At 64.0% G+C, this 22456-nt stretch carries 20 protein-coding genes; 14 read left to right on the plus strand and 6 right to left on the minus strand.

Annotation, left to right across the window (positions count from 1 at the left end):
• Positions 1 to 44 precede the first annotated feature (44 nt).
• On the minus strand, positions 45 to 524 hold the full coding sequence (locus GM672_RS02560) for a Spy/CpxP family protein refolding chaperone (protein ID WP_155468956.1): 480 nt from the start codon (positions 522 to 524) through the stop codon (positions 45 to 47).
• Between the two features lie 208 nt (positions 525 to 732).
• On the opposite strand from GM672_RS02560, the gene GM672_RS02565 reads away from it, so the two are divergent.
• The 6 genes from GM672_RS02565 to GM672_RS02590 all read left to right on the plus strand — a co-directional run bounded on the left by GM672_RS02565 (position 733) and on the right by GM672_RS02590 (position 9281).
• A complete protein-coding gene (locus GM672_RS02565) occupies positions 733 to 1458 on the plus strand; it encodes a response regulator (protein ID WP_155468957.1) in 726 nt (241 codons plus the stop codon).
• The gene (locus GM672_RS02570) at positions 1455 to 2810 is read left to right on the plus strand and encodes an ATP-binding protein (protein WP_229427721.1); all 1356 of its coding nucleotides are present in this window, start codon (positions 1455 to 1457) and stop codon (positions 2808 to 2810) included. The genes GM672_RS02565 and GM672_RS02570 overlap by 4 nt, the downstream gene beginning before the upstream one ends.
• Before the next feature lie 135 nt (positions 2811 to 2945).
• Positions 2946 to 4106, plus strand: a complete 1161-nt coding sequence (locus GM672_RS02575; RefSeq protein ID WP_155468958.1) for an efflux RND transporter periplasmic adaptor subunit — start codon at positions 2946 to 2948, stop codon at positions 4104 to 4106.
• Entirely contained in the window at positions 4103 to 7240 is a 3138-nt protein-coding gene (locus tag GM672_RS02580) for an efflux RND transporter permease subunit (protein WP_155468959.1), read from the plus strand. Before GM672_RS02575 ends, GM672_RS02580 begins: the two co-directional genes overlap by 4 nt.
• Positions 7241 to 7688: 448 nt before the next feature.
• Complete coding sequence (locus GM672_RS02585; RefSeq protein ID WP_155468960.1) at positions 7689 to 8609, plus strand: cell envelope integrity TolA family protein; 921 nt, start codon at positions 7689 to 7691, stop codon at positions 8607 to 8609.
• A gap of 33 nt (positions 8610 to 8642) precedes the next feature.
• Positions 8643 to 9281 carry a CatA-like O-acetyltransferase gene (locus GM672_RS02590; RefSeq protein WP_170299900.1) on the plus strand — a complete coding sequence of 213 codons (639 nt, stop codon included), beginning with the start codon at positions 8643 to 8645 and terminating at the stop codon, positions 9279 to 9281.
• Between the two features lie 3 nt (positions 9282 to 9284).
• On the opposite strand, the gene GM672_RS02595 is transcribed toward GM672_RS02590, so the two are convergent.
• Positions 9285 to 10478 carry an MFS transporter gene (locus GM672_RS02595; protein ID WP_229417522.1) on the minus strand — a complete coding sequence of 398 codons (1194 nt, stop codon included), beginning with the start codon at positions 10476 to 10478 and terminating at the stop codon, positions 9285 to 9287.
• A gap of 112 nt (positions 10479 to 10590) precedes the next feature.
• On the opposite strand from GM672_RS02595, the gene GM672_RS02600 reads away from it, so the two are divergent.
• Positions 10591 to 11505, plus strand: a complete 915-nt coding sequence (locus tag GM672_RS02600; protein ID WP_155468962.1) for a LysR family transcriptional regulator — start codon at positions 10591 to 10593, stop codon at positions 11503 to 11505.
• Between the two features lie 591 nt (positions 11506 to 12096).
• Complete coding sequence (locus GM672_RS02605) at positions 12097 to 12621, plus strand: MuF-C-terminal domain-containing protein (protein ID WP_155468963.1); 525 nt, start codon at positions 12097 to 12099, stop codon at positions 12619 to 12621.
• Positions 12622 to 12792: 171 nt separating this feature from the next.
• Here the strand turns inward: GM672_RS02605 and hemB are convergent, their stop codons facing one another.
• Entirely contained in the window at positions 12793 to 13806 is a 1014-nt protein-coding gene (gene hemB / locus GM672_RS02610; protein WP_155468964.1) for a porphobilinogen synthase, read from the minus strand.
• A 6-nt stretch (positions 13807 to 13812) separates the two neighbouring features.
• Complete coding sequence (yihA, locus tag GM672_RS02615) at positions 13813 to 14568, minus strand: ribosome biogenesis GTP-binding protein YihA/YsxC (RefSeq protein ID WP_155468965.1); 756 nt, start codon at positions 14566 to 14568, stop codon at positions 13813 to 13815.
• 157 nt (positions 14569 to 14725) lie between these two features.
• Here yihA and GM672_RS02620 point away from each other — a divergent pair, with 157 nt between their 5' ends.
• The 5 genes from GM672_RS02620 (at position 14726) to msrQ (ending at position 20543) form a co-directional block, all read left to right on the plus strand.
• On the plus strand, positions 14726 to 15391 hold the full coding sequence (locus GM672_RS02620) for a c-type cytochrome (RefSeq protein ID WP_155468966.1): 666 nt from the start codon (positions 14726 to 14728) through the stop codon (positions 15389 to 15391).
• A 185-nt stretch (positions 15392 to 15576) separates the two neighbouring features.
• Positions 15577 to 17661: a cytochrome c biogenesis protein ResB gene (locus tag GM672_RS02625; RefSeq protein ID WP_155468967.1), complete on the plus strand. Its 2085-nt coding sequence runs from the start codon at positions 15577 to 15579 to the stop codon at positions 17659 to 17661.
• A gap of 20 nt (positions 17662 to 17681) precedes the next feature.
• On the plus strand, positions 17682 to 18833 hold the full coding sequence (gene ccsB, locus GM672_RS02630) for a c-type cytochrome biogenesis protein CcsB (RefSeq protein WP_155468968.1): 1152 nt from the start codon (positions 17682 to 17684) through the stop codon (positions 18831 to 18833).
• Positions 18834 to 18945: 112 nt separating this feature from the next.
• Entirely contained in the window at positions 18946 to 19920 is a 975-nt protein-coding gene (gene msrP, locus GM672_RS02635; RefSeq protein WP_155468969.1) for a protein-methionine-sulfoxide reductase catalytic subunit MsrP, read from the plus strand.
• Positions 19920 to 20543, plus strand: a complete 624-nt coding sequence (gene msrQ / locus GM672_RS02640; protein ID WP_155468970.1) for a protein-methionine-sulfoxide reductase heme-binding subunit MsrQ — start codon at positions 19920 to 19922, stop codon at positions 20541 to 20543. Before msrP ends, msrQ begins: the two co-directional genes overlap by 1 nt.
• Positions 20544 to 20584: 41 nt before the next feature.
• Here msrQ and lysA read toward each other — a convergent pair whose 3' ends face one another.
• Both lysA and lptM read right to left on the minus strand, forming a co-directional pair.
• Entirely contained in the window at positions 20585 to 21868 is a 1284-nt protein-coding gene (lysA, locus tag GM672_RS02645; protein WP_155468971.1) for a diaminopimelate decarboxylase, read from the minus strand.
• A gap of 13 nt (positions 21869 to 21881) precedes the next feature.
• Positions 21882 to 22064 carry an LPS translocon maturation chaperone LptM gene (gene lptM, locus GM672_RS29920; RefSeq protein ID WP_371867015.1) on the minus strand — a complete coding sequence of 61 codons (183 nt, stop codon included), beginning with the start codon at positions 22062 to 22064 and terminating at the stop codon, positions 21882 to 21884.
• 39 nt (positions 22065 to 22103) lie between these two features.
• On the opposite strand from lptM, the gene cyaY reads away from it, so the two are divergent.
• Positions 22104 to 22442: an iron donor protein CyaY gene (cyaY, locus tag GM672_RS02655; RefSeq protein ID WP_155468972.1), complete on the plus strand. Its 339-nt coding sequence runs from the start codon at positions 22104 to 22106 to the stop codon at positions 22440 to 22442.
• Positions 22443 to 22456 lie beyond the last annotated feature (14 nt).

Genomic DNA, 22456 nt, shown 5'->3' on the forward strand with positions numbered 1-22456 from the left:
ACACGCCAGGTTCTGGCATAAGACTTCCCTTCGGCCGGACTAAATCATCCCTGCGCCTTGTGGCCACGGTGGTGACCGCCATGGCGGCCATGCCGGCTTGGGCCAGCCTGGTCGAAGACTTTCTGCTGTTCCGGCGTCAGCACGGCATAAAAGGCTTTCAGCGCCGCCAGCCGGCTTTCCTGTCTTGCCAGGCGTTGCTTGGAAAATTCAATATGTTTTTCCAGTCGTTCCGGCGCGGGCAAATCCTTCAGGTTGATGCGGTCGGCGCGGCCGATCGGCGTTTGCGGTTTGATTGCCGCCAGATACGTATTCCACGCGCCTTCCTGTGCCGGCGTCAATTTCAAAGCATCGTGCAGTTTTTGCTGACGCTGGGCCATCCGCTCCGCGCGCTTGGCAGGGTCGAATTTGGTGGTGGCGTAAGTATGCTGCTGAGGTGCTGTCGTTTCCTGGGCCTGCGCGGCAATTGCCGAGCCCAGACCGATAACCGTCATGCCGATAATAAAGCTTTTGCGCAGGGTATTCATGGTGATTCCTTCCGGGAGTTTCCAGCATTAAGGGGTAGTGCGAGATATGTGCACTGCACATGAAGCCATCTTGCGGCCGGCTTGTTTCCGACAGGTTTCCTCAACGGAGGTTTTTGTATCCGATTGTTTCCGCAAGACGCCTTTTGCCTGTACAAGACGATACAAAGCACCGTTGGTCATGCGCGACCGAAGTGGCGATAATTGAGGCATGGAACCCACATCGAGCATTTTGATCGTCGACGACGACCGCGATATCCGCACCCTGCTGGCGGACTACCTGGAAACGAACGGCTACCGCACCTTCGGCGCGGCCGATGGCGTGGCCATGTGGAAGCTGCTGGACGAGACCAAGCCCGACCTGATCGTGCTGGACCTGAACATGCCGGGCGAGGATGGCTTGACCATCTGCCGCAAGCTGCGCGCGCACTCCGACCTGCCCGTCATCATGCTGACGGCCCGCAGCGAACCGCTGGACCGCATCCTCGGCCTGGAAATGGGTGCCGACGATTACCTGCCGAAACCGTTCGAGCCGCGCGAACTGCTGGCACGCATCCGCAGCGTCTTGCGGCGCAGCAGCTCGACGGCGGCGAGCGGGGCCGACAAGGCGTCGCAGATCCGCTTCTCCGGCTGGACGCTGGACCTGACGGCGCGGCACCTGCTCAATCCCGACGGCACCGTCATCATGCTGTCCGGCGCCGAGTTTCGCTTATTGAAAGTCTTCCTGGAGCACCCGAACCGCGTGCTGAACCGCGACCAGCTGCTGAACCTGACGCAGGGCCGCGACGCCGACCCGTTCGACCGCTCGATCGACATCCAGATCAGCCGGCTGCGCCAGAAGTTGGGGGAGGACGCGCGGGTACCGCAAATCATCAAGACGGTGCGCAACGGCGGTTACGTGCTGGCCGGAACCGTGGCGGTGGAGCCCCGCGCGTGAAAGCGTTCTTCAATTCGATGACGGGGCGGGTGTTTCTCGCCCTGATGCTGGGCATTATCGCGTCGGCCGCGCTGACGCAATGGCTGGCCGTCAACGAACGCCAGCGCACCCTGGAGCGCTACCGCAATTTCCACGCGTTGGAGCGGGCCGAGCAGATCATCGAAACGGCCGACGTCGTGCGGCCCGAGTCGCGCGCGCAATACCTGCAGGTGGCCAGCAAGGGCAGCGTCCAGCTGGAACTGGCGGGCGAGGGGCATGCGGCCGTGCAGCCGCCCACGGAGTTTTCCAGCGCCCTGTCGCAACGGCTGGGGCGCGAATTCCACGTCACGCCGCTGGCGGACCGGCCCCAGGCCTGCGACAAGCCGCTGCCCACCAATACGCTGTTCGGGCCCACGCAGTGGCGCGGCACCTGCGAATCCGTGCACATCGCCATGACGGACGGGCAAGTGCTGAAGCTGTCCGTGCTGCCGCCCCGGGCGCCGGCGCCGACCGGCCACAACGAATACGCCGTCTTCCTGCCTTTCCTGCTGTGCGTGGCCATCCTCGCCTACCTGGTGACGCGGATGACGGTGCGGCCCCTGAAACAGCTGGCGCAGGCCGCCAAGGACCTGGGCAACGACATCAACCACCCGCCGCTGGGCCTGGCCGGTGCCAGCGAAATCCGCCAGGCCAGCGCCGCCTTCAATGCCATGCAGGCACGCATCCGCCAGTACATTGCCCAGCGCACGGAAATGCTGGCCGCCATCACGCACGACCTGCAGACGCCGCTGACGCGCCTGCGGTTGCGGCTGGAAAAGGTGGACGACGAAGACCTGCGCCAGAAGCTGATCGGCGACCTGTCGGCCATGCAGGCCATGGTCAAGGAAGGGCTGGACCTGGCGCGCAGCATTGACGCCGGCGGCACGATGCAGAAACTGGATCTCGATTCGCTGCTCGACAGCGTCTGCGCCGATGCCGTCGATGCCGGCCAGCAGGTCGAACTGAAGGGCTCGGCAAGCATGTCGCTGCTGGGGCGTCCGCTGGACATCCAGCGCTGCCTCGTCAACCTGATCGACAATGCCGTGAAATATGGCCAGAAGGCGCACGTGACGGTCGAGCGGCTGGCCGGCGCCGCACGCATCCGCATCCGCGACGAGGGCCCAGGTATTCCCCAGGACCAGCTGGCGCGCGTGTTCGAGCCGTTCTACCGGCTGGAGAGCTCGCGCTCGCGCTCGTCCGGCGGCACCGGCCTGGGCCTGACGATCGCGCGCAATATCGCCGAACAGCATGGCGCCACCTTGAGCCTGGCCAACGGAGACGGCGGCGGGCTGGAAGCGGTACTGACGCTGCCGGAATTTTACGCAGGGAAGTAGTCACCAACGGGTCACGATCCGGTGCGACAATAACGGGTTAAATTCCGCAAGGCAATAAAAAAAATAATAATAAAACAAGAATCAGGGAGGGCCGGCAGGGGTGCCGGTTCATGCTTCAACTACTGTTTGACAATAATGAAAAAGAAAACTCTGGGCATTCTCATCGGCGTCGTCCTCGTCGCCGCCGGCGCGTGGCATTTCACGCGCTCCGACGCACCGCAGGAAGCGGGAGGCAAGGGTGGGAAGGGCAACGGCTTCCAGGGGCCGACGACGGTCAACGTCGTCGCGCCGAAACGCCAGGACGTGCCAGTGCTGCTTTCCGCCAACGGTACCGTCAGCCCCATCAGCACGGTGGAGCTGCACCCACAGACCACCAGCACCATCGTCAAGGTGCATGTGAAGGAGGGCCAGTTCGTCAAGGAAGGCGAGCTGATGTTCTCGCTGGACAGCCGCAGCGAAGCGGCCAATGTGCAGAAGGCCGATGCCCAGGTGGCGCGCGACCGGGCCAGCCTGGCCGACCTGGAGCGGCAGTACAAGCGCAGCATGGACTTGCTGGCGCAGAAATTCGTCGCCCAGGGCGCCGTCGACACCTTGAAGAGCCAGGTCGAGGCGGCGAGGGCGCTGCTGGAAGCCGATATCGCCGCGGCCCGTGCCGTACGCGTGGACCAGAGCTACACGTCGATCCGCGCGCCCATGTCCGGCAGAGTCGGCGCCATCAATGTCTACCCCGGCAGCCTCGTGCAGCTGTCGACGTCGCTGGCGACCGTGACCCAGCTCGACCCCATCAATGTGTCGTTCACCTTGCCGGAAAACAGCCTGGCCGCCCTGCTCGACGCCCAGCGCGCCGGCAAGGTGCCGGTGCAGGCCTTCCAGAACAATTCCGACAAGCCCATCGACGGCCACCTGAGCTTTATCGACAACACGGTCGACCCCGTGGCCGGCGTCATCCGCGTCAAGGCCCAGTTCTCGAACAAGGACACGCGCCTGTGGCCGGGCCAGTACGTCAACACCAGCCTGACGGTGCAGACCCTGAAGGACGCGCTGGTGGTGCCGCAGAACGCCATCATCTCGAACACGCGCGGCACCTTCGTCTACACGGTGGCGCCGGACAACACGGCGAAGATCGCCAACGTCGAGCGCCTGCATGCCTTCGGCGCCGACGCGGCCGTGCGCGGCCTGCAGGGCAATGAGAAAGTCATCGTCGAAGGCAAGCAGAACCTGCGGCCGGGCGGCAAGGTGCGCGTCGCCGACGCCCGCATGGCCGAGCAGGGCAAACCGAAAGGTGGCGTCGAATGAACCTGTCCGAGCTGTCGATCCGGCGCCCCGTGATGGTGGTGCTGCTGTCGTTGTCGCTGGTGCTGGCCGGCGTGCTGGCCTACCTGAAGATTCCCGTGGCGGCGCTGCCCAGCTACAACACGCCCGTCATCAATGTCAGCGCCGACCTGGCGGGCGCCGCGCCGGACACGATGGCATCCTCCGTGGCCCTGCCGCTGGAGAAGCAATTCTCCACCATCGCCGGCCTGACGATGATCACCTCCACCAGCACCCAGGGCAACACGTCGCTGACCCTGGAGTTCGATTCCAGCATCGACGTCAACGATGCCGCCGTCGACGTGCAGGCGGCCCTGCTGCGGGCCCAGCGCCAGCTGCCGCAGGAAATGACGGATCTGCCGTCCTACCGCAAGATCAACCCGGCCGACGCGCCCGTGCTGTTCATGGCGATGAATTCGCCGTCACTGTCGTTGTCGGAACTGAACGACTACGCGGAAAACCTGATCGCCCCCAGCCTGTCGACCTTGCCCGGCGTGGCCCAGGTCACCGTCAACGGCCAGAAGCGCTTTGCCGTGCGCATCCGCGCCAAGTCGGACCTGCTCAATGCCCGCGACCTGACCCTGGCCGATGTGCAGACGGCCGTGCGCAACGCCAACGCCAACACGCCGCTGGGCGTGCTGGACGGCCCCAGCCAGACCCTGACGATCCAGGGCAACCCGCAGCTGATGAAGGCGTCCGAATTCCGCGACCTGATCATTGCCGTGCGCAACGGCGAACCGGTGCGCCTGAAGGACGTCGCCACCGTGGAAGACAGCTTCCAATCCATCAAATCCTTCGGCAGCTATAACGGCGACCGTGCCATCGTCCTGCTGGTGCAGCGCCAGCCGAACGCCAATACGGTGCAGGTGGTCGATGGCGTCAAGGCGCTGCTGCCGCGCTTCAAGGCGCAACTGCCCGAGTCGATCAACATCAGCCTCGTCAATGACCGCTCCGTGTCGATCCGTGAGGCGCTGCACGACGTCAACCTGACCCTGGCCCTGACCATCGTGCTGGTGGTGCTGGTGATCTTCCTGTTCCTGCGCCGCGCCGCCGCCACCTTCATCCCGGCCATCACGATGCCGATCTCGCTGCTGGGCGCGCTGTCCCTGCTGTATGCCTTCGGCTACAGCCTGGACAATATCTCGCTGCTGGGCATCACCCTGGCCGTCGGCCTCGTCGTCGACGATGCCATTGTCGTGCTGGAAAACATCGTTCGCCATATCGAGCACGGCAAGAAGCCCCTGCAGGCCGCGCTGATCGGCTCGCGCGAAATGGGTTTTACCATCGTGTCGATCTCCATTTCACTGGTGGCCGTGTTCATCCCCATCTTCTTCATGCCCGGCGTGATGGGGCTGATGTTCCATGAATTCGCCGTCATCGTCGCCCTGTCCGTGCTGGTATCGGCGGCCGTGTCGCTGACCCTCGTGCCGATGCTGGCCTCGCGCTTCCTGCCGGCGGACTCGCACGAAACGTCGGGCGACGACAGCTTTATCGGCCGTCACTTCGAAGCGGGCTTCACCAAGGTGCGCAACGGCTATGCCCGCACCCTGGACCTGGCCCTGCGCCACCGCTTCGTCGTGCTGGGCGTGGCCGTCGGCACCTTCGCGCTGACCATCGTCATGTACATGGCTATCCCGAAAGGCTTCTTCCCCGAAGAGGATATCGGCCAGATCCGCATCAACACGGAAGCTTCCGAGGACATCTCGTCCACCGCCATGCTGGCCCTGCAGGACCGGGTCGCCGCGCTGGTCCGCGCCGATCCGGCCGTCAAGGATGTCGTGTCGTTCACGGGCGGCGGCAATACGGGGCGCATGTTCGTCGTGCTGAAGGACCGCTCGGAGCGCAAGAAGATGCCGCAGGTACTGGAAAGCCTGCGCTCGGCCACTCGCCAGGTGGCCGGTGTCGCCGTCTACATGTCGCCCGTGCAGAACCTGCAACTGGGCGGGCGGCCCAGCAAGAGCCGCTACCAGTACACCCTGCAGTCCGTCAGCCCGGATGCGCTGAACCAGTGGGCCGAGCGCTACCTGGAGCGCATGCGCGGCGATCCCGAATTCCGCGACGTCACCAGCGACTCGCAGAACAACGGCCTGCAGGCTTCCTTGAAAATCGACCGCGACAAGGCCAACAACCTGGGCGTGGCGCTGGCCGACATCCGCACGGCCCTGTACCTGGCCTTCGGCGAGCGGCAGGTATCGACGATTTATTCGTCCGCCGCCAGCTACTACGTGATCCTCGAAGCGGCCGACGAGGACCGCCGCTTCGAGGACGCGCTGACCAAGGTCTCCGTGCGCAACTCGGCGGGTCAGCTGGTCAAATTGTCCGGTATCGCCTCGGTCGAGCGCACACTGGGGCCCACAGCCGTCAACCACCAGGGCCAGCTGCAGGCCATCACGCTGTCGTTCAACCTGGCGCCGGACGTACCGCTGGGGAACGCGACGGCCAAGATCGACGCGATGGGCGCCGAGTTCGGCCTGCCGCCGTCGATCATCACGACCTATGGCGGCGACGCCGCCGTGTTCCAGAGCTCGCAAAGCAGCCAGGTCATCCTGATCGTCGCCGCGCTGCTCGTCATCTACGTGCTGCTCGGTGTGCTGTACGAAAGCTATATCCACCCGCTGACGATCCTGGCCGGCCTGCCGTCGGCAGCTGTCGGCGCGCTGCTGACCCTGTGGCTGTTCGACATGGACCTGACGATGATCGCCATTATCGGCATCCTGATGCTGATCGGTATCGTCAAGAAGAACGCCATCATGATGATCGACTTCGCCTTGCAGGCGCAGCGGGAGGAGGGCAAGACGCCGGCGGACGCCATCCGCGAAGCGTGCATCCTGCGCTTCCGACCGATCATGATGACGACCCTGGCCGCGCTGATGGGCGCGCTGCCGATCGCGCTGGGCCTGGGCGCCGGCGCCGAACTGCGCCAGCCGCTGGGCCTGGCCGTTTGCGGCGGCCTGATCTTCTCGCAGGTCATCACCTTGTACATCACGCCCGTCATCTACCTGTTCCTCGACAAGTACAGCGGCACGGGCCCGATGCACGACAGCGACCTCGACGACCAAGCCCCACCGCGCGACAAGCAACCCGTCGAGCTGAAGGCCGTGCACCTGTCCAAGCACTGATGGCTGAGTTCGTGTCCACCTTGGGGGCGCAGCAGGGGTTTCGAGACGTATCACGTCTCGCCTGCGGAGCGGGACTAGCATGCAGGCCAGTCCTCCTCCGCAGCAGGGGTTTCGAGACGTATCACGTCTCGCCTGCGGAGCGGGACTAGCATGCAGGCCAGTCCTCCTCCGCAGCAGGGGTTTCGAGACGTATCACGTCTCGCCTGCGGAGCGGGACTGGCATGCAGGCCAGTCCTCCTCCCAGGCCCCAGTTGGGGCTCAGCCGTGGAAAGTGCTGAGGCCGTGTCCGAGTTCGGGTCTGACCCCACAGTAGACACGAACTGGGCGGTGGAAACGGGCTGGCGCCCACGGGAAGGATACATACGGTAACATCCGTTAACGGTAAGCTCGCGTAAGCTTGCTCGACTTTGGCCCGGCTTGCCGGTTTGCGCACAGAAAACGGTTTATCTTGCTCCAGTTCAGTCACACCCACGGTCACGACGAGTATTGCCCCACCTGCGGCCAGGTCCTGCCGCCAGGCGGCCTGGCGCCGCAATACGGCAAGGACAAACCGAACCGCACAGGCCTGATCGTTGCCATCGGGCTGCACGTGCTGGTGCTGCTGCTGATCTTCATGAACCCACAGACCTTCATCAAGATGAAGCCGCCGTCGAAGGCGGGCGAGATGGTGTGGGTCGCACCCTTGTCGCCGACGCCGACGCCGCCCAAGCCAACTCCCACGCCGACGCCGACACCGGCCAAGCAGCAGCCGCCCAAGAAGACGGCCCAGGCCAGGCCCCGGCCGCAGCCGGCGCCGATTCCGCGTACGAACAATGACGCCATCACCGAGCCGCGCCGCCAGGAAACGCCGCCCGTACAGGCCAAGCTGACGCCGCCACCGCCGGACGTGACGGACATGTCGCAGATGATCGAGGCGAACCGCCGCCGCCGGGGCGCCGTGCAGTCGCCGCCGGGCGAATCGGCCGAGAGCGAGGACGCCAAGGCCAAGGCCCGGGCCATCGCCAACATCATGGGCGCCCAGGGCCGCAACGCGGCGGGCGACAAGGAAGACTCCGGCGGCATCTTCGATGTGCAGAACCAGACCTTCAACAGCGCCGACGTCAAGTTCCGCGGCTGGAACACCAACTTCAAGCGCCGCTGGCTGCAGCAGGTGCACGTCGAGCTGGGCAACGAGATCGATATCGAGAACGCCGTCGTGACGAAGATGATCGAGCTGATCCGCAAGGAAAAGACGGGCGACTTCGAATGGGAATCGCACCGCCTGGGCCGCGTCGTCAAGATGAGCGCCCGCCGCGAGGATGAAGCGGAACTGCGCGCCTTCCTGCTCAAGGAAATGTACCCGAAATATATTCGGCCGGCCGGGCGTTGAGCCGGCGGCGCCGCCTGTGCCACAATGGCGGCTATGGAAACTTTTACCCGGCGGCGTGACCGCTTCGAGATGTTCGACGGCTTCGACAGCCCCGCCGTCAACCTGACCTTTACCCTGGACTTGCCGGACTTCCGGCCCTGGTGCAAGGCGCAGGGCCTGCCACCGTTCCACGTGCTGCTGCGCGCCGTGCTGCGTTCGACCTTGAAGGTGGAGAACTTCCGCTGGCGCGTGCTCGATGGCGAGGTGATCCGCATCGACCGGCTGGCGCCGTCGTTCACCGTCGTCAACCAGCACAACGACCTCAATTTCGCCCAGTTCGACTGGTCCGACGATCTGCGCGAGTTTGTCGCCCGGGGCGTCGCGGCCCGCGAGGAAGCATCCGCCATGACGGCCCTGAACGGCAAGTACCAGACCATGACGCCCCGCGAGTGCCGCGACCAGGTGTTCATTACCTGTATTCCCTGGCTCGACTTCACGTCCATCCAGCATCCCGTCGCCGTGCTGGCCAATCCGGATATTCCGTCGATCGCCTGGGGCAAGTTCCGCGACGGTCCCGCCGGGCGCCTGCACCTGCCATTCTCCGTGCAGGCCCATCACGGCTTCGTCGACGGCTTCCACATCCACCAGCTGGCCGAACACATTGCCGCCGAACTGACGGCAATGATGGCCTAAGGCTTACGCTGGCTGGCGTGCCGGCAGCGCCTCGCCCAGCCAGTACAGCAGGGCAGCGACGGGCAGGGCCATGCCGGCCAGCAGCGCGGCATGCCAGCCATATTGCGCATACACCCAGCCGCCGAGGGCCGAACCGGCCGCGCCGCCGGCAAAGAAGGCGGCGAAGTACAGGCCGTTCAGCCGGCTGCGCACGGCCGCGCCCAGGTTGAAGATGGCGCGCTGGCCCAGCACGAGGTTGGCGGCCACGCCCATGTCCAGCACGATCGACGCGATTACCAGCACGGCCAGCGCAACGGTGCGCGAACCGGGCACCAGCAGGGGCAGGGCAAAGCCGATGACACCCAGGCCGAGGGCCACGGCCGTCGCCACCAGGCTGTGGCCGGCATCGGCCAGCTTGCCCGCCACGGGGGACGCCACGGCCCCGGCCATGCCCACCAGCGCAAAGACGGCAATGCCCGTTTGCGACAGGCCGAACGCGGGGCTGGCCAGCACCTGCGGCACCACCGTCCAGAACAGGCTGAACGCGCCGAACAGGCCGGCATGGTAGGCGGCGCGGCGGCGCAGCACGGGCGTGGTGGCGAACAGGGTCCAGAGCGAACCGATCAGTTGCGGATAGCGCAACGTCGCGTCCGGCATCCGTTGCGGCAGTTTCACGCGCAGCACCAGCGCCAGCGCGCCGATCAGCACGGCGGCGCCGCCGAACACCACGTGCCAGTTGGCATGGTCGGCCACCAGGCTGGCCACGGGCCGGGCCAGCATCACGCCCAGCAGCAGGCCGCTGACGACCTTGCCCACGGTGTGGCCCCGCTCCGCTTCGCTGGACAGGTGGGCGGCAAACGGCACGAGGATCTGCGCCGCCACCGACGACAGGCCGATGGCCAGCGCCGCCGCCAGGAACACGGCCCCGCTGGTGGCAAACGCCGCCGTCAGCAAGGCCAGTGCGGCCACGCCCAGCGCCACGACGATCAGCCGGCGGTTCTCCAGCAGGTCGCCCAGCGGCACGATGAACAGCAGACCCAGCGTATAGCCGACTTGCGTCAGCGTGACGACCAGTCCGGCGGCGGCAGGCGACAGCCCAGTGGCCGCGCTGATGGGGCCGACGAGGGTCTGGGCGTAATACAGGTTGGCGACGATCAGCCCGGCTGCGACGGCCAGCAGCAGCACCATGCCCGGTGCGATGGAAGAGTGGTTTTTCATGATGCCTCGAAAGTGAGATGGGAACGAGGCCAGTCTAGGGGAGTCGGCTGTAAAGATAATCAGCGCATAATCGACCTATACTTTTCATTTAATGTGAACAAACGGGGAATGAATGGATCGCCTGAAAGCCATGCAGACTTTCGTTCGCATCGTCGAGGCCAACAGCTTCACGAAGGCCGCTGAAACCCTGGGCCTGCCCCGCGCGGCGCTGACGGCCACCTTGCAGAACCTGGAAGCGTACCTGGGCACGACCTTGCTGCAGCGGACCACGCGCAAGCTGGCGCTGACGGCGGACGGCGCGGAATACCTGGCCCACTGCACGCAGATCCTGGATGCCATCGACGGCGCCGAACGCCGCTTCCGGGGCGGCCCCGAGGCACCGCCGCGCGGCACCTTGCGCGTCGACCTGCCGGGTGCCGTCGGCCGCAACGTCGTGTTGCCCCGCATTGCCACGTTCACCGAGGCGTGGCGGGACGTGAAGCTGACCGTCAGCCTGTCGGACCGGCTGGTCGATCTCACCCAGGAAGGCATCGATTGCGCGCTGCGCGTGGGCGCCCTGCAGGATTCGTCGCTGGTCGGCCGCCAGGTCGGCAGCATGCGTTTCGTTACCTGCGCCGCGCCTGCTTACCTGGCCCGGCACGGCACCCCGCAGACGATCGACGCGCTGCGCCAACACCAGGCCATCGTGCATTTTTCCGGCCGCACGGGCCGGCCCTTCGATTGGGATTTCCAGGCGGGCGGCGAGAATGTCACCGTGCAGATGAAAGGCCAGGTCGCCATCAACGACGCCGACGCCAACGTCATCTGCGCCCTGCAGGGCATCGGCATCACGCAGGCAGCCGCCTACCAGGTCCGCGCCCACCTCGACAGCGGCGCGCTGGTGGAACTGCTGCCGGAAACGCCGCCCGTGCCGATGCCGGTGTCGCTGCTGTATCCCCGGGGGCGGATGGCGCTGGGCAAGGTGCGGGTGTTCGGGGAGTGGGTGGGGGAGGTGCTGGCTGCCGATAAAGACATGTGCATGACTTAGCGAGTGCGTACAGATTTGGCTAGCTCTTCGAAATTTCGCTGTTGTGTTCAGCTTTATCGCTGGCCTTCTTTGCCTCGCGTTCGACGCGCCTCACGACGGCATTTCTGGTAGCTAACAGCCTCTGTAACGCTCCTAATGGTGTCTTGTTGACTATTCCTTGCGAGACACCTGGGAATATGTCGTCAAACGCATTGAGTCTGCTCCGCCCAGTTCGTTCTTCGAGAAGCATAGCAACGCGTACCAAGACCTCAAGAGAATCACACGATCCGCACTCAAATCGCTTAAAAGTGCGGAACGCAATGCCAGCGGCAATGGCAAACTCCTCTTGGCTCAGTCCAAGACTCTTACGCTCTGCTCTTACGCGATCACATATCTTATTGATGAGAAGGCTCACGTCGCTTTGCATATCTGCAACCATCCAGATGGTTTGTTAAATTTTTGGGCCAATTTTGGCCCAAAAGTAGGAATTTAACTAGAATTATCCACAGGGACCACACAAAACACAAGTTATAATTGAGCCAGAGCGGATGGGTTGACTGCAGCAGTGTTGCACGACCAAATCAATAATTACAATTTTGCAACATCGCGATAATGGAAAATCCAGCGTATAAAACTGCCCTTGGCCTGTTAATCAAGTCTTTGCAGGAAGGTAGCGTCAAAAACCACCAAATTCCGCTGCCGATTGGTCCAACTCCGCAAGTATTGCTTGATATCGGCATGCCGCCGCTACAATTGGCTGTGTTGGGAAAGGTGATCGATAAAGTAGTTTTTGATCACGGAATACCAAAAGGTACTTTAGAGCGTCTCTATAAGATTTTGGAGGCGCCAAAGGCGATCTTTAAAGGTCATCTAGATAACCCAGGCGCAGCTGTGCTTACGTACGAAGTTAAGAATTCCGATCCCATCATCATTGCTGTACATCCTAATAAGCAAGTTGGCGGAAGGGATGGAGGAGCGAGGTTCAACTTGGTAGCGAGTGTTTACGCTAAGTCAACGAGGCCAGGTGAAACGCTGGAGGCTAGATGGACACGGGAAGGACTGTTACTTTGGAAGGCGCCAAGCATCCATACTGCAGGGACTCAAGCGCCAATATTGAAGGTCGTAAGAGGGCAATAAAAAAGTCGCTCACATTCCACGGTAAGAGCCCACTCTGTTGACGGGATACGGGACGAAATGTGTGCGACCTGACTTGTATTATACCACAAAATTGAGCAATGTCGAGTATGTGCCTACGAGGCCTGCCTCGTGAGCATTAAAAAATGCAACCAGTAGCCCTGGACTCTAGGGCTAGAGCGCCTTCAGCTTGCGCGCAATATCCAGCGCGAAGTACGTCAGCACGCCGTCGGCGCCGGCGCGCTTGAAGGCCAGCATCGCTTCCATCATGACCTTGTCGTGGTCCAGCCAGCCGTTCTGGGCGGCGGCCTTGATCATCGCGTATTCGCCGCTGACCTGGTAGGCAAAGGTGGGCACCTTGAATTCGTCCTTTACGCGGCGCACGATGTCCAGGTAGGGCATGCCGGGCTTGACCATGACCATGTCGGCGCCTTCCTGCAGGTCGCCGGCCACTTCGCGCAGGGCTTCGTCGCTGTTGGCGGGGTCCATCTGGTACTGGTTCTTGTCACCCTTGCCCAGGTTCTTGGCCGAACCGACGGCATCGCGGAAGGGGCCGTAGAAGGCCGACGCGTACTTGGCCGAGTAGGCCATGATGCGGGTGTGGATGTGATCCTTGCCTTCCAGCGCCTGGCGGATGGCGCCGATGCGGCCGTCCATCATGTCCGACGGCGCCACCACGTCGACACCGGCGTCGGCCTGCGTCAGCGCCTGGCGCACCAGCATGTCCGTCGTGATGTCGTTGATGACATAACCGTTCTGGTCGATCAGGCCGTCCTGGCCGTGGCTCGTGTACGGGTCCAGCGCCACATCCGTCAGGATGCCCAGTTCAGGCCAATGCTTCTTCAGCGCCCTGACGGCGCGCGGCACCAGGCCTTCCGGGTTGGTCGCTTCCACGCCGTCGGGCGTCTTCAGCGACGCATCGATGACGGGGAACAGGGCCAGTACGGGAATGCCCAGCTGCACGCATTCTTCCGCCACCTTCAGCAGCAGGTCTACCGACACCCGTTCCACGCCCGGCATCGACAGCACCGGCTCGCGCTGGTTCGTGCCTTCCAGGATGAAGACCGGGTAGATCAGGTCGGCGGCGGTGACGACATTTTCGCGCATCAGGGCGCGCGAGAACGGATCGCGACGCATGCGGCGCATGCGCATCGCGGGAAACTGGGCGGAGAAATGGGGGCTGTGCATCGGGTCTCAGGCGGTGGGTGGTTGAGTATCGGCGGGCGCGTCCGCGTTGTCATCGCTGTCGTCGGCGTTGATGGCGCCGACGGCGGCCGCGGCCGCGTCATCGTTCAGGCCCATCAGTTCCTCGATCTTGGCCGTGGCCTCCTCGATGCCGACGCGTTTCAGGGCCGAGAACAGCTGCACGGTGAACGGGAAGCCTTCGCCGTCCTCGTCGACATAGCTGTCCAGCCGGGCCTGGGCCTGGCGCAGGGTGTTGACGGACTCGTTGCGGTTGAGCTTGTCGACCTTGGTCAGGATGCAGTGGATCGGCTTGCCCGTGGGGGCGAACCATTCCAGCATCTGTATGTCCAGGTCCGTGAACGGGCGGCGCGAATCCATGATCAGCACGAGGGCGGCCAGCTGGTCGCGGCGCTGGACATAGTCGCCCAGCAGGCGCTGCCAGTGCAGCTTGGCGTCGCCCGACACTTCGGCATAGCCGTAGCCCGGCAAGTCGGCCAGCAGGCAACGGATCTCGTCGACATTGGTGGCATCCTTGCGGTGCATCGCCACGTGGGCGCCGCCGATCGAGAAGAAGTTGATGTGCTGGGTGCGGCCGGGCGTCTTCGACGCGAACGCGAGGCCCTTCTGGTTGCACAGGATATTGATCGCCGTCGACTTGCCGGCGTTCGAACGACCGGCAAAGGCGATTTCGGGCACGGTGGTGCGAGGCAGATCGCGCAGGTGGTTAACGGTCGTAAAGAAGCGGGCTTGCCAGAGTTTGGACATGGAGATAAGCAGAAATTGCAACAGGGACAGGCTTGTGTGCCGAAAAGCTATTGTACAATAAGGAGTTACGACTTGTAGTTCGCGCCTCTCGGGGTCTCTGTAAGTCCCCGGTTTGCATGCCAACATTTTATTGACTCGTCTTTTGTAGGGTGTCTGAATGAATCGTGCATTTTCACCGGTGGTACATTCCCTGTTCGCAGCCATGATGGTCTTCGCGGGTAACGCGCTCGCGGCCGATGCGGCCCAACCGGCCACCGCCAAGGCGGACCCGGCCAAGGGTGCTTCGCTGTATGCCGACGGTGACAACGCACGCGGCCTGCCGGCCTGCGTTTCCTGCCATGGCGCCGCCGGCAGCTCCACCATCGCCGCCAACCCGAAGCTGGCCGGCCAGCCGGAATCCTACCTGTACAAGCAGCTCGTCGATTTCACGACGCCGAACCGCCAGCAGCCCGTGATGACCCTGTATGCGAAGATGCTGACGGATGCGGAGAAGAAGAATGTCGCCGCCTACCTCGCCACGCAGGTGCAGAAACCGGGCGCCGCCAAGAACAAGGACACCGTCCAGCTGGGCAAGAAGATCTACCGCGGCGGCATCGCCGAGAAGAACGTGCCTGCCTGCGCCAGCTGCCACGGCCCGGCCGGTGCCGGCAATCCGGCCCGCTATCCCCGCATCGGTGGCCAGTTCCAGGAATACACCGTGGCCCAGCTGGAAGCGTTCAAGGCCCACGGCCGCAAGAACAGCAGCGAGATGACGACGATCGCCGAGCGCATGTCGACGGACGAGATCAAGGCCGTGGCCGATTACGTGGCCGGCCTGAAGTGATGGCTTGCCCGTCACGGGCATCCATACAATTTGTATCGACATCCGATACCGGCATGCCTGCATCGACCGGCGCCGGCAGCGGTTACAGTAGCAAGGCCGGGTAACGAGAGCACTTCACAAGGGCGGCAGCGCAAGCGGGCTGCCCTTTGCTCTTGTAGCGCGCCGCCAACTTATTTGAAGCAATCATGAGCACCAGCACCACCGGAATCACGCTGCAGACCCGCCGTCCCGCCGTCAACGAGGCTTTCGAGCTGCTGTCGTCGATGCGCTTTGCCATCGCCCTGTTGATGATGATCGCCATTTCCGCCGTCATCGGCACGATCATGCAGCAGAACCAGCCGATGTCGAACTACATCAACCAGTTCGGCCCGTTCTGGTTCGACGTCTTCGACAAGCTGGGGCTGTACGCCGTGTACTCGGCCTGGTGGTTCCTGCTGATGATGGCCTTCCTCGTCACGTCCACCAGCCTGTGCATCGTGCGCAATGCGCCGAAGATGATGAAGGACATGCGCAGCTGGCGCGACAATGTGCGCGAGCAGTCGCTGCGCAACTTCCACCACAAGACGGAATGGACGGCGCCGCTGGGCCGGGCTGCGCTGGCGCAACAGACGGCAACCCGCCTGGCCCATGCCGGCTACCAGACGAAGATCGTCGAGAAGGACGGCGGCACCCTGGTGGCGGCCAAGCGGGGCGCGGCCAACAAGTTCGGCTATATTTTTGCCCACAGCGCCATCGTCGTCATCTGCGTGGGCGGCCTGCTCGATTCGGACATGCCGATCCGCGTCCAGGAATGGGTGCTGGGCAAGGAGCCGTTCAAGGGCAGCGGCGTCATTGCCGAGATTCCCGCGAAGCACCGCCTGGGCCTGGGCAATCCCACCTTCCGCGGCAACGTGATGATTCCCGAAGGGCAGGCCAGCGACACGGCCGTGATCCCCCGCGCCGATGGCGTGCTGATCCAGCAACTGCCGTTCACGATCCAGCTCAAGCAGTTCCATATCGAGTTCTACAGCACCGGCGCGCCCAAGCTGTTCGCCAGCGACGTCATCGTGCGCGACCATGAAACGGGCAAGACCTTCCCCGCCACCATCGAAGTCAACAAACCGCTGATCCACAAGGGCCTGGCCGTCTACCAGTCCAGCTTCGAGGACGGCGGCAGCAAGCTCAAACTGACGGGCTTCCCGATGACGGGACCGGGATCAAGCAAGTTCGCCATGGACGGCGAAGTGGGCCAGTCCACCAAACTGGATGACGCCTACACGGTGGAATGGAGTGACTTCCGCCCGTTCAACGTGGAAAACCTGGCCAGCCAGGACCCGCGCGACGTGAAGAAGGGCGAGAGCCTGGACAGCGCCTTTGCCCGGGGCCTGTCCGACCAGCTGGGATCGGCCGCGAAAAACGCCAACAGCAAGGACCTGAAGAACGTCGGCCCCAGTGTGCAGTACCGCCTGCGCGACCAGACCGGCCAGGCCCGCGAGTACCAGAACTATATGCAGCCCGTGATGGTGGAAGGCAACTCCGTGTTCCTGTCCGGCGTGCGCGCCACGCCGGCCGAGCCGTTCAGCTACCTGCGCATTCCGGCCGACGACGAATACAGCGTGCGCGACTGGATGCGCCTGCGCGCCGCCCTGCACGATCCGGTGCTGCGCCAGCAGGCCGCGCAGGCCTATGCGCGCCGCGCCATGCCGCAGTCGACCCAGGCCGAGGCGATGGAGTCGCAACTGGCGCTGTCGGCATTAAAGAGCCTGGAAATCTTCGGCGGCAACAAGGACGCGGCTGGTTTTGTGGCCGTCAGCCGCTTCCTGGAAAAGGTGCCGGCGGCCGAGCAGGAAAAGGCCGCCGACATCTTCATGAAGATCCTGAACGGCACCCTGTGGGAGCTGTGGCAGGTGGCCCGCGCCAAGGACGGCCTGGCCCCGGCCAAGGCCGACGAGGCCCACGCCCGCTTCCTGCAGCTGGCCACGAACGCGCTGTCGGACAGCTTCTTCTACGGCGCCCCCGTCTACCTGCAGCTGGACGAATACACGCAGGTGAAGGCTTCCGTGTTCCAGGTCACGCGTTCGCCCGGCAAGGCCGTCGTGTACGTGGGCTGCACCCTGCTGGTGCTGGGCGTGTTCGCCATGTTCTATATTCGTGAGCGGCGCCTGTGGGTGTGGGTGCGCGACGAGGCCGGCGGTGCCCACGCGCTGATGGCGATGAGTACCCAGCGCAAGACGATGGACTTCGATAACGAGTTCGCCGATTTGAAAGAAAAGCTGCCGCAAACGGCGTAAGCTGCAAGAAGGAGACATCAATGGACATCACCCAACCCCGCACCTATACGGAAGCTCCCGGTTATTTCCGCCGGCTGGGCATCCTCGACTGGCTTTATGCGGCCGCGCTGCTGGCCGCCGCCCTGTTCGCGCTGAACCGCTACGGCGGCTACATGGACATCTACGAGAAAGTCATTCTCGTGCTGAGCGCGCCCACCTTTGCCGCGCTGGGCTGGCACTGGAAGCCGATGCGCTGGCTGATGCCTGCCGTGGCGCTGCTGGCGCTGGGCGCCATCGCCCTGTACGGCGGCAGCCTGGAGGCGGCCAACACGCGCTTCTGGCTGCGCTACATGCTGTCGAGCCAATCGGCCATCCTGTGGATGAGCGTGTGCTTCTTCCTGTCGACCCTGTTCTACTGGATCGGCTTCCTGTCGCGTTCCCAGGCCGGCGCCTCGATCGGCTCGACCCTGTGCTGGGCCGCGCTGGTGCTGGGCTGGACGGCGATGATGGTGCGCTGGTACGAGTCCTACCTGATCGGCGCCGACGTGGGCCATATTCCCATCTCGAACCTGTATGAAGTGTTCATCCTGTTCGCGCTGATCACGGCCATGTTCTACCTGTACTACGAAGAGCGCTACGCCACGCGCCAGCTGGGCCCCTTCGTCATGCTGATCATCTCGGCCGCCGTCGGCTTCCTGCTGTGGTACACGGTGTCGCGCGGCGCCGCCGAAATCCAGCCCCTGGTGCCGGCCCTGCAAAGCTGGTGGATGAAGATCCACGTGCCGGCCAACTTCATCGGCTACGGCACCTTCGCGCTGGCCGCGATGGTGGCCTGTGCCTACCTGCTCAAGTCGCACGGCTACCTGGCCGACCGGCTGCCGACGCTGGAACTGCTGGACGACGTCATGTACAAGGCCATCTCGGCCGGCTTCGCCTTCTTCACCATCGCCACCATCCTGGGTGCGCTGTGGGCGGCCGAGGCCTGGGGCGGCTACTGGTCGTGGGACCCGAAGGAAACGTGGGCCCTGATCGTCTGGCTCAACTACGCGGCCTGGCTGCACATGCGGCTGATGTCGGGCCTGCGCGGGCGCGTGGCGGCGTGGTGGGCCATCGTCGGCCTGCTGGTGACGTCGTTTGCCTTCATGGGCGTCAATATGTTCCTGTCCGGGCTGCACTCCTACGGCAAGTTCTGAACGACCCGGCGTTGTACGCGGGTTGTGATGCACCTGTAATCGAGTTGTAATCTGGCTCTTGCCGGAATGGTGTAATGTTTGTCCTGGATAAACTCACCATTCCGGAGCTGCCATGCTGATCAAACGTTCTCCCAACGGCATTGACCTGCCGTTTTCGTCGGAGATCACGCCGCGCGAGGTGTTCGAACACCGCCGCACCTTCATGCGCCAGATGGCGGCCGGCACCGTGGCCGGCGGCGCGCTGCTCGAGATGCTGTCGCGCGAGGCCTTTGCCCAGGGCGTCAATCCGAAGCTGGCCGCCAGGGCCAATGCCGCCTACGCGCTGGCGGAAAAGCACACGGCCTACAAGGACGCCACCACCTACAACAACTTCTACGAATTCGGCACCGACAAGGCCGATCCGGCCGAAAACGCCCACACCCTGCGCACCCGGCCATGGACCGTGTCGATCGAGGGCGAAGTGAAAAAACCCATGACGCTGGACCTGGACGCCCTGCTCAAGCTGGCACCGCTGGAAGAGCGGGTCTACCGGCTGCGCTGCGTGGAAGGGTGGTCGATGGTGATTCCGTGGGTGGGCTATTCGTTTGCCGAGATCATCAAGCGGGTCGAGCCGACCGGCAACGCCAAGTACGTCGAATTCATCACCCTGGCCGACCGCAAGCAGATGCCCGGCGTGGGCAGCCGCGTGCTGGACTGGCCGTACACGGAAGGCCTGCGCATCGACGAGGCGAATCACCCCTTGACCCTGCTGACCCTGGGCATGTACGGCGAAACCCTGCCGAACCAGAACGGCGCGCCCGTGCGGCTGGTGGTGCCGTGGAAGTACGGCTTCAAGTCGGCCAAGTCCATCGTCAAGATCCGCTTCGTGCGCGACATGCCGCGCACGTCGTGGAACCGCTCGGCGCCATCGGAATACGGCTTCTATTCGAACGTGAATCCCAACGTCGACCACCCGCGCTGGTCGCAGGCCACCGAGCGGCGCATCGGCGAGGACGGTTTCCTGACCCGCAAGCGCAAGACCCTGATGTTCAACGGCTATGACGTCGCGTCGCTGTACGCGGGCATGGACCTGAAGAAGAATTTCTGATGAACCCCACCCCCAGCCAGCTGCGCGCCATCAAGGCCCTGGTGTTCGCCGCCGCGCTGGTGCCGCTGGCGCGGCTGGTCTGGCTCGTGTTCACGGGCGCGCTGGTCGAGCCGCTGCAGTTCATCACGCGCTCGACGGGCGACTGGACCCTGTATTTCCTGTGCATTACCCTGGCCGTGACGCCGCTGCGGCGCCTGTCGAAATGGAACTGGCTGCACAAGCTGCGGCGCATGGTGGGGCTGTTCGCCTTCTTCTACGCGCTGCTGCACTTCACCACCTTCCTGTGGTTCGACCACTTCTTCGACGTGGCCGAAATGCTCAAGGACGTGGCCAAGCGGCCCTTCATCCTGGTCGGCTTCATCGCCTTCGTGCTGCTCATTCCGCTGGCCGTCACCAGCACCAACGGCATGGTGCGCCGGCTCGGCGGCAAGCGCTGGCAGTGGCTGCACCGCCTGGTCTACATCGTCGCGCCGCTGGGCGTGCTGCACTTCTGGTGGATGAAGGCGGCCAAGCACGACCTGGCGCAGCCGATGCTGTTCACGGCCATCGTGGCGCTGCTGCTGGTGTTGCGGCTCTGGTGGGCGCGCAAAAAACAAACGCCGGCTCGCGCCGGCGTTGCTTGAAAAATAGGGACAGACCCCATTTTTTCGGCAATTAATTACCGTTACTTCATCACGCTTTCAAGCGCAAACAGCTCTTCCACCGTCTCGCGGCGGCGCACCAGGTGGACCTGGTCGCCGTCGACGATCACCTCGGCGGCGCGGCCGCGCGTGTTGTAGTTCGACGCCATCGTCATGCCGTAGGCGCCGGCGGACTTCATCACCAGCAAGTCGCCCGCTTCGACGGGCAGGGCGCGGTCGCGTGCCAGCCAGTCGCCCGATTCGCAGATGGGGCCGACCACGTCGAACAGGGCGCCATCGCTGCCTTCAGCCGCCTGCTTGACCGGCTGCATGTCCATCCAGGCCTGGTACAGGGCAGGGCGGGCCATGTCGTTCATGGCCGCGTCGACGATGCAGTAGTTCTTTTCTTCGCCGTGCTTGATGAATTCCACCTTGGTCAGCAGCACGCCCGTGTCGCCCACGATCGAGCGGCCCGGTTCGAAGATCACCTTGATGGGACGACCGCCGTGCTTTTCCGCGCGCCAGGCGTCGATGCGCTGGAACACGCGCGTCACGTAGTCGCCGGCCGGAGCCGGGGCTTCTTCGCCGGCCACGCCGTAGTCGATGCCCAGGCCGCCGCCCATGTCCAGGTGGTGCAGGTGAATGCCTTCGTCGCCCAGCGCGTCGACCAGTTCGATCAGCTTGTCCAGCGCTTCCAGCAGGGGCGCGTCGTCCAGCAGCTGCGAGCCGATGTGGCAGTCGATGCCGGCCACGTCCAGGTGCGGCAGCGACGCGGCCGTGCGGTAGGTGGTCAGCGCATCGGAAAAGGCCACGCCGAACTTGCTGGCCTTCAGGCCCGTGGCAATGTACGGGTGCGTCTTCGGATCGACGTTCGGGTTCACGCGCAGCGACACGCGCGCCTTCTTGCCCAGCGCGCCGGCCACGTCGTTCAGGCGGTGCAGTTCGGGAATCGACTCGACGTTGAAGCACAGGATGTCATGCTGCAGAGCCAGGCGCATTTCGTCGGCGCTCTTGCCGACACCGGAGAAGATCACCTTGCCCGTGTCGCCGCCGGCGGCGATGACGCGCTGCAGCTCGCCCGCGGAAACGATGTCGAAGCCGGCGCCCCGCTTGGCCAGCAGGTTCAGCACGGCCAGGTTCGAATTGGCCTTCATGGCATAGCACACCAGCGCATCGCGGCCCGTGCAGGCGTTGGCGTAGGCGTCGAAGTTCTCCAGCAGGCGCGCCTTGGAGTAGACGTAGGTGGGCGTGCCGAACTGTTCGGCGATGGCGGACAGGGCCACGCCTTCGGCGTGCAGCACGCCGTCTTGGTAATCGAAGTGGGGCATTGGTGAGAAGTGTTTACTGTTGGGAAGCGGGAGGCGTCGATGGAACAGGGGCGGAAGGGGGTGCCACGCCAGGTTTGCCCAGCTCGGCGGCAGGTGCCGGCTTCGCGGGTGGCTTCGGCATATACAATGGACCGGTCTGGCCACATGCCGACAGTAAAACTGCGGCGAGGACAGGCAGCGCTAAAGTGAACTTCACGATTAGAATCTCGTATGAACAGAACCCTTGGAGTGTAGCATGACCGAAACCGAATTCCTGGACCTGGCCGACAGCACGCTGGCCGCCATCGAAACCGCGCTGGACCGGCTGAACGATGAAAACCGCCTCGACGTGGAATGCAGCCGCAATGGCAATGTGCTGGAAATCGAGTTCCTGCACAATGGCTCGAAGGTCATCGTCAACAGCCAGGCGGCCATGAAGGAACTGTGGGTGGCCGCCCGTTCCGGCGGCTTCCACTACCGCCAGGTCGATGGCAAATGGATCGACACGCGCGACGGCGGCGAATTGTTCGACGACCTGTCTCAGATCGTCACCGAGCAGTCCGGCTCGCCCGTCATCATCAGCGAAAACCCCTGAAACCGGGAACAGAC

This window comes from Pseudoduganella buxea (assembly GCF_009720835.1).
In the GTDB taxonomy this organism is placed as follows: Bacteria; Pseudomonadota; Gammaproteobacteria; order Burkholderiales; family Burkholderiaceae_D; genus Rugamonas; species Rugamonas buxea.

Bases quoted from the DNA above. Each gene is read 5' to 3' on its own strand.
- GM672_RS02560 (WP_155468956.1), bottom strand. From the start codon at position 524: ATGAATACCCTGCGCAAAAGCTTTATTATCGGCATGACGGTTATCGGT.
- GM672_RS02565 (WP_155468957.1), top strand. From the start codon at position 733: ATGGAACCCACATCGAGCATTTTGATCGTCGACGACGACCGCGATATC.
- GM672_RS02575 (WP_155468958.1), top strand. From the start codon at position 2,946: ATGAAAAAGAAAACTCTGGGCATTCTCATCGGCGTCGTCCTCGTCGCC.
- GM672_RS02580 (WP_155468959.1), top strand. From the start codon at position 4,103: ATGAACCTGTCCGAGCTGTCGATCCGGCGCCCCGTGATGGTGGTGCTG.
- GM672_RS02590 (WP_170299900.1), top strand. From the start codon at position 8,643: ATGGAAACTTTTACCCGGCGGCGTGACCGCTTCGAGATGTTCGACGGC.
- GM672_RS02595 (WP_229417522.1), bottom strand. From the start codon at position 10,478: ATGAAAAACCACTCTTCCATCGCACCGGGCATGGTGCTGCTGCTGGCC.
- GM672_RS02600 (WP_155468962.1), top strand. From the start codon at position 10,591: ATGGATCGCCTGAAAGCCATGCAGACTTTCGTTCGCATCGTCGAGGCC.
- GM672_RS02605 (WP_155468963.1), top strand. From the start codon at position 12,097: ATGGAAAATCCAGCGTATAAAACTGCCCTTGGCCTGTTAATCAAGTCT.
- hemB (WP_155468964.1), bottom strand. From the start codon at position 13,806: ATGCACAGCCCCCATTTCTCCGCCCAGTTTCCCGCGATGCGCATGCGC.
- yihA (WP_155468965.1), bottom strand. From the start codon at position 14,568: ATGTCCAAACTCTGGCAAGCCCGCTTCTTTACGACCGTTAACCACCTG.
- GM672_RS02620 (WP_155468966.1), top strand. From the start codon at position 14,726: ATGAATCGTGCATTTTCACCGGTGGTACATTCCCTGTTCGCAGCCATG.
- GM672_RS02625 (WP_155468967.1), top strand. From the start codon at position 15,577: ATGAGCACCAGCACCACCGGAATCACGCTGCAGACCCGCCGTCCCGCC.
- ccsB (WP_155468968.1), top strand. From the start codon at position 17,682: ATGGACATCACCCAACCCCGCACCTATACGGAAGCTCCCGGTTATTTC.
- msrP (WP_155468969.1), top strand. From the start codon at position 18,946: ATGCTGATCAAACGTTCTCCCAACGGCATTGACCTGCCGTTTTCGTCG.
- msrQ (WP_155468970.1), top strand. From the start codon at position 19,920: ATGAACCCCACCCCCAGCCAGCTGCGCGCCATCAAGGCCCTGGTGTTC.
- lysA (WP_155468971.1), bottom strand. From the start codon at position 21,868: ATGCCCCACTTCGATTACCAAGACGGCGTGCTGCACGCCGAAGGCGTG.
- cyaY (WP_155468972.1), top strand. From the start codon at position 22,104: ATGACCGAAACCGAATTCCTGGACCTGGCCGACAGCACGCTGGCCGCC.